At 30.2% G+C, this 6086-nt stretch carries 8 protein-coding genes; 2 read left to right on the plus strand and 6 right to left on the minus strand.

The features are described 5' to 3' along the window. Window positions 1-6: 6 nt before the first annotated feature. Complete coding sequence (locus H527_RS23400) at window positions 7-1011, minus strand: sphingomyelin phosphodiesterase (protein WP_051316896.1); 1005 nt, start codon at window positions 1009-1011, stop codon at window positions 7-9. Between the two features lie 235 nt (window positions 1012-1246). Here H527_RS23400 and H527_RS0120760 point away from each other — a divergent pair, with 235 nt between their 5' ends. Then, on the plus strand, window positions 1247-2386 hold the full coding sequence (locus H527_RS0120760) for an ABC transporter substrate-binding protein (protein ID WP_027414415.1): 1140 nt from the start codon (window positions 1247-1249) through the stop codon (window positions 2384-2386). Beyond that, window positions 2387-3418 (plus strand): FecCD family ABC transporter permease, encoded by a 1032-nt coding sequence (locus tag H527_RS0120765; RefSeq protein ID WP_027414416.1) that lies wholly within the window; start codon window positions 2387-2389, stop codon window positions 3416-3418. It abuts the gene before it with no gap. A 124-nt stretch (window positions 3419-3542) separates the two neighbouring features. Here H527_RS0120765 and H527_RS23730 read toward each other — a convergent pair whose 3' ends face one another. The 5 genes from H527_RS23730 to H527_RS0120790 all read right to left on the minus strand — a co-directional run bounded on the left by H527_RS23730 (window position 3543) and on the right by H527_RS0120790 (window position 5898). Next, window positions 3543-3665, minus strand: coding sequence for an SDR family oxidoreductase (locus H527_RS23730; RefSeq protein ID WP_081414667.1), 123 nt, complete (start codon window positions 3663-3665; stop codon window positions 3543-3545). 119 nt (window positions 3666-3784) lie between these two features. After that, entirely contained in the window at window positions 3785-3982 is a 198-nt protein-coding gene (locus tag H527_RS0120775) for a hypothetical protein (protein WP_027414417.1), read from the minus strand. Window positions 3983-3988: 6 nt separating this feature from the next. After that, window positions 3989-4216 (minus strand): putative signal transducing protein, encoded by a 228-nt coding sequence (locus H527_RS0120780; RefSeq protein WP_027414418.1) that lies wholly within the window; start codon window positions 4214-4216, stop codon window positions 3989-3991. 14 nt (window positions 4217-4230) lie between these two features. After that, complete coding sequence (locus H527_RS0120785) at window positions 4231-4953, minus strand: hypothetical protein (protein WP_027414419.1); 723 nt, start codon at window positions 4951-4953, stop codon at window positions 4231-4233. Window positions 4954-5052: 99 nt separating this feature from the next. Next, window positions 5053-5898 carry an N-acetylmuramoyl-L-alanine amidase-like domain-containing protein gene (locus tag H527_RS0120790; protein WP_035089416.1) on the minus strand — a complete coding sequence of 282 codons (846 nt, stop codon included), beginning with the start codon at window positions 5896-5898 and terminating at the stop codon, window positions 5053-5055. Window positions 5899-6086: the final 188 nt, after the last annotated feature.

Raw genomic sequence — 6086 nt, forward strand, 5'->3', positions numbered from 1 at the left:
AATTTTCTATGAAGGATTAAAACGATATGTTGCTTTTATAGCATTATGATCCGATAGATCTTCTTTATCTCGCACAAATTGTAATACTTCCATTTGTGGTATATAAATAGGTTTTTTATGATCTTTACTTATTAAAATATAATCTAAAGTATTATTATAATCTGGATACTCTTTGTTAACCAAAGTATTGGTATTAGAATACGTTCCTATATCTGTAGAGGGATTAAAAGAATAATATATTTTAGAATTTAAAATACTTTTCATACTGGTATAAGAAGGGGTATCTGTATATTCTATATTCATATCCCCTGCATAGATTAATGGTTCTGATACAGGGATATCCATGCTATCTACCCAGTTTTTAATTTCTTTTAATTGATTTATTCTAACAGTACTTCCATTATAATTTTCTTGATCTGCCTGTAAATGAGTTCCTACAATATGATATTTTTTACCGTTTTTAGTAACCTCTACATAAGCGGCTCCTTTGTTGGAATAATAATCTGCTGTTCCAAAACCAGAATTATTAAATACATATTGTTTTTTGCTATCTATAGGATGTTTACTAAAAATCCGTACACCTCCATTAACAACAAACATGCTGTTAGAACAGTTTCCGCTAATAGAATCCCAATTAGAATTTGCACTACAATATTGACCAACAAGTACTGTGTTATAAGGGTATATGTTTTTTAATTTATTAAACAAATGTGTTTCGACATGGTGGTTAAACCCTTCTTGAAAAACAATAACATCTAATGAAGGAGCCATTTTTGTTAAAACCTGAAGCTGTTTTTTTGACCTCTCTTCTTCTTTATATTGTTTTATTAGTGCAATCCCAGGCAAGTGAAATATATTATAGCTTAGTATTGTTAAACTTTCAGTATTTCTATTTTTATTTTTTTGAGATTTTATTTGATTCTCGTAATCCTTTATATTATTATCGTCTTCAGAGCAAGAAAAAAAAAGAAGCAGTGTAAAAATAGCAACGTAATATTGTAGATTTTTCATTGATATATTATATGAGTTAGGTATTCAAAGGTCATTTTTTTAACCTCTTTTTACCTTAGCTTTAAGATAACAAATGGTTAAAATACGATGGATTAATTATTTTGATTATCAATTAATCACTATTATTTAATAAAATGATAATGAACCAAAGCACATGGATAATAATAGAGTAATGAAATACTACTTTGGAGCGAAACTTATTACTGATTTACTATTTTTACAAAAAATATTTTTCATGCGTACCCTGCTCCAATTTTCTTTTTTATTTCTGTTAAGTATATCTTGTAAGAAAAAAGAAGAAAATAGTGACCCACTTACTGCAATGTATCTCTCTGCTCAAAAGATTGAATATGCTACAGGGTTTACTATCCAGAATTATAAGGATTATAAAAAAATAAAAGTCACTACCCCATGGCCAGATGCTAAACAGGATTTAACCTATATATTATATCCAAAAGGAACCAAAAAACCTTTTTATTCTGCTAATTCGATATTTATCGAAGTCCCTATAGAAAGAGTTGTAGTTACTTCTACTACCGATATTCCTATGTTAGAATACATGAATCTTGAAAATCACTTAGTAGGATTTCCTCATACTAATTATATTTCTTCAGAAAAAACACGTGCTTTAATAGATAAAGGAAAGATCAAGGAACTTGGTAAAGAATATGATTTGAATACAGAGGTTGTTCTCGAACTTTCTCCTGAAGTAATAATAGGTTTTTCGGCAACAGGAGATACCAAAGCATATGATCTAATTCAAAAAACAGGAATCCCTGTAGTTATGAATGGTTCCTGGATGGAAAAACACCCTTTGGGCAGAGCAGAATGGATAAAGTTTATCGCTGCATTTTTTGGAAAAGAAACAATTGCCGAGCATATTTTTCAAAATATAAAAAAGGAATATAATAGAGCTGTTACTCTTGCTGAAAATGTAAAAAAATCACCGACTGTACTATCTGGTAGTATGTTTAAAGATATTTGGTATGTACCTGGCGGAAATAGTTTTATGGCTCAATTTTTAAAAGATGCGAACACAACTTATTTATGGGCAGATAATAACCATTCTGGTAGTTTAACACTAAATTTTGAAAGTGTTTTAGAAAAAGGACAGAATGCAGAGCTATGGATAGGAGTAGGTAATTCCAAATCTTTAGAAGAACTTAAAGAAAAAAACCTTCGTTACGAAGCTTTTGACGCATTTAAAAATAAAAACGTATATTCTTACTCGTTAAAAACTGGAGCAAAAGAAGGGTTGATTTATTATGAATTAGGACCAATGCGTCCGGATTTAATTTTAAAAGATATTATTAAAATTGTACATCCAGAATTATTAATTGATTATGAACCTTATTTTTTCAAAAAATTAAACTAATTGACTCCAATCAAATCATATAAACGTGTCTTTTTAGGGATATTTCTCTTTTTATTTATTTGTTTTATAGTAAACATAAGTTTAGGTTCTGTATTTATACCTTGGTCTGATACTGTAAATAGTTTAATTGGTGGTAATGTAGAAAAAGAATCCTGGAGACATATTGTCATAGATTATAGATTGCCAAAAGCAATTACAGCTATCATTGTTGGTAGTGGGCTGGGGGTTTCTGGCTTGTTAATGCAAACCATGTTTAGAAACCCTTTGGCAGGGCCGTTTGTTTTAGGTATCAGTTCAGGAGCAACACTAGGAGTAGCTTTGTTAATACTAAGTAGCACCTTTACTGGTATTGTTTTTTCTACTTTTTTAGTTTCAAAATGGGGATTAGTAATTGCTGCAAGTTTAGGAAGTATATTAGTATTATTTGCTGTAATGGTAATTTCAGTTAAAGTTAGAGATACTATGGCAATACTAATTATAGGACTTATGTTTGGTAGCATAACTTCTGCAATAGTAAGTGTGCTCTCTTATTTTGCTCCTGCAAACCAATTACAGCAATATGTATTTTGGGGATTTGGTAGTTTAGGAAACCTTAGTTGGTATGATGTTCTTCTCTTTTTTAGTATATCTTTAGTAGGGATGTTATTAGCCATTCTTTCTATAAAACCACTAAATACCTTATTATTAGGAGAAAACTATGCTAGAAGCCTTGGGTTAAATATTAAAAAAAGCCGTTTTCTTATTATTATAGCTACAGGTTTATTAGCAGGTAGTGTTACTGCTTTTGCTGGCCCTATTGCATTTATAGGTCTTGCAGTACCCCATCTTACCAGATTATTATTTCATACTTCAAATCATAAAACTTTAATTCCTGCAGTAATATTACTAGGTAGCATTATTATGTTAATTTGTGACAGTATTGCACAGTTGCCATCTAGTGAATATACTTTGCCTATTAATGCTATTACTTCTCTGATAGGAGCTCCCATAGTAATATGGTTACTGGTTCGTAAAAGAAAAATGTTATTCTAAATCTAGAGTATCTTGTATTAGAATAAGCTTATATTATAAAGTGTAAATGTATAAAAGCCTACACAAATATATAGCGTATGGTAATCAAAAAACTATATGAGAAGTTACAGGTTTTTCTGTTTTCTTAAGACATTCCTCCATTAATACCAATATTTTGAGCATTAATCCATTTTGCTTCATCGCTGGCAAGAAATGTTACAACCTCGGCAATATCAGAGGGCTCTCCAATTTTTCCGAAAAAACCCAATCAATAACCTCGTGAGCTTGTTCCGAGGTTATTAATTAATATAAAAAGAAGAGAACAATACTTCTTTTCTTTGAATAATTTAGATTACTTTAAAAAACAATAAAGTCGAATTGAATTTGTTATTTAGGTTTATTCTGAAAGTAACGATAGATTAAATATCCTCCATATCCAATAAATAGTATAGTAATCATGGATCTAAAAGACCATTCTGCTTCTGCCTGTAAACGGTCGTATAGTCTTATTCCTCCAAATAATATAAGAGCAATCCCTATAATTAAATCCCATTTTCTTCGGGGAGATTTGTTTTCTTCTTCCATAATTTTTTAAGATAGATTGTTTTTAACGATTGGTAATGCTGTTTCTAAATCTGTTTTTTTAACAAAAAGTTGAATATGATCCGGAATACCTCCTCCAAAGCCAGCCATCATACCAGATTTCATTTCATCTTTAACGATAGAATGGATTCCTTTTTCTTGTAGTAAAGTTTGCAAAAATTGAATATTAATCAAACTTCCTGTATATAATCTTTCATATTCACTTTCAGGAAACATATGTTGTACCGTTATTAAGCATTAAAATATTTACTGTTCCAAATAGCAGAATTAAAGTTTTTGCCTAGGGCAACACCATAAAATAAAACGATAGCAGCTAATGACTTAAACATAAAGAAAAAAATCATAATATGTGTAGAAGCATTACTATGTTTAGTAAACATACCATTAGGAACCATAAAAGTAACCAAAAGACTTATTAAAAAGGTAAGAATAAGTAAGTTTTCGAAACTTTTAAAAAACCACATCATACTTTTACGCATAGGGTGCAAGTCGTTGCCCCATTTATGAATTAAATAAAAATAATCATTACCCATAGGAGCAAAGAGTAGGGGATCGTCTGCATTTTCTAATTTAAAAAGCTTAGAAGGTGCCATTATTTTAAATCCAATAAGTTCTGTTTGATGTTTTTTCTCTAGCTCTTTAATAGCAGACAGTGCTGAAATAGGTAATTTGCCTTTAAAGTATTTAAAATCTAAAAAACGTAATCTATAATCTACACAAATACTTTTGATTTGATCCAAATGGTATATCCTATGTGTATCTAAATGATCTGGATCAAAGTAATTTTTAGCTATTATAGAAGAAGAAGTATCTAGGTTTTTCAGAATTTTATTTTCGTGACTTTCTTCTCTTTCAAATATTTTCCGTACTTGGTATTCCCAAGTTTCGGGGTCAAATTCTTTATTTCTAAGAGCACTTAGTTTTTTTTCAATATTAGTTCTGGATACTATCATTTTCTTCTTCTTTAGCTACACTAAATTAGTGATTTAGGTTAAATATAGCAAAACTATAGAAGAGTAAATAAAGAACTATATGTTATGAAGAATACTCTTTTATTGTGGTCGACTAATCATAATCCCTATATTATTTTTTATTTTTTTAAGATAATCTACCAGTGGCAACTCAGAGATTTCAACCTGCCCCTTAGAAGAAGCGTGTAGCAAGTGTATCCTGCCATCTTTTTCTCGGGTAGCGATACCGGTATGGGTAATATCCAATCCTTTTATAGAAGTTGTTAATGCAATAATATCTCCAGATGCAATAGATTCTTCATTTTCTTTCACTTCCTCTTTTGGTAAAAAGCAAAAAGAAGATTCACTAACGACTTTTTCGGATTGTAGTATACCTTCAAAGTTTTTATCCTCCTTAAGAAAAGGATACAGGTCGCGGTGCGTACTCATAAAATTGATCTCTTTTTCTATTTCGACTCCCCCAATATCTGCAGTATTATTTTTTATAATTCCTTTTTGTTGATTATTAGCTATCCATTCTGAAAAATAGTGTAGGCGAGAGGCATACCCATTTAGGACACCATCCTTATATCGTATTTTTTCTAGGTATTTGGTATACGCTTCAAAATCCTCTTTATTATTTTTAAGTAGTAAACCAAAAGCTAATACATTTTCTACAAAAGTGGTGCAATCCAGCCCCTGTAAGTTAATAACCAAAGATTCTTTTGTGCCTATTTCTAAGGTTTTGGCTACGTATGGAGTACCTAAAAAGGTTTTGCCTACATACACTATCGTTTTTCCAAAATCTGCTGTAGGAGTATATCCTTTTTTAAGTTGTGCTATTTTTTGAGTAAAAATTTCTTTATCCTTTGCCGAACAAGTGATTTGTTGTGCGGTTATAGAATTAGTAATTAATAAAAGAGTGATAAATAAGCTTTTCAATTTCATTATATAAAATGTATTAAGTCTTTTTGAGCGTATGTTTTCTAAAATACAAAAAGAGAAGACATCTTATATATTATTAGTTTATTTTTTTGAAGTTATTTTAGATACCCTATTATTTTTTGCGATATATGGGTTGTAAGGGGTTTACTGTGGATCATTCTGGGGCTCTAGTGGAACATCAAAAGTTACTG

This window comes from Aquimarina muelleri DSM 19832, from assembly GCF_000430665.1.
Classification (GTDB): domain Bacteria; phylum Bacteroidota; class Bacteroidia; order Flavobacteriales; family Flavobacteriaceae; genus Aquimarina; species Aquimarina muelleri.

Bases quoted from the DNA above. Each gene is read 5' to 3' on its own strand.
- H527_RS23400 (WP_051316896.1), bottom strand. From the start codon at position 1,011: ATGAAAAATCTACAATATTACGTTGCTATTTTTACACTGCTTCTTTTT.
- H527_RS0120760 (WP_027414415.1), top strand. From the start codon at position 1,247: ATGCGTACCCTGCTCCAATTTTCTTTTTTATTTCTGTTAAGTATATCT.
- H527_RS0120775 (WP_027414417.1), bottom strand. From the start codon at position 3,982: ATGGAAGAAGAAAACAAATCTCCCCGAAGAAAATGGGATTTAATTATA.
- H527_RS0120780 (WP_027414418.1), bottom strand. From the start codon at position 4,216: ATGTTTCCTGAAAGTGAATATGAAAGATTATATACAGGAAGTTTGATT.
- H527_RS0120785 (WP_027414419.1), bottom strand. From the start codon at position 4,953: ATGATAGTATCCAGAACTAATATTGAAAAAAAACTAAGTGCTCTTAGA.
- H527_RS0120790 (WP_035089416.1), bottom strand. From the start codon at position 5,898: ATGAAATTGAAAAGCTTATTTATCACTCTTTTATTAATTACTAATTCT.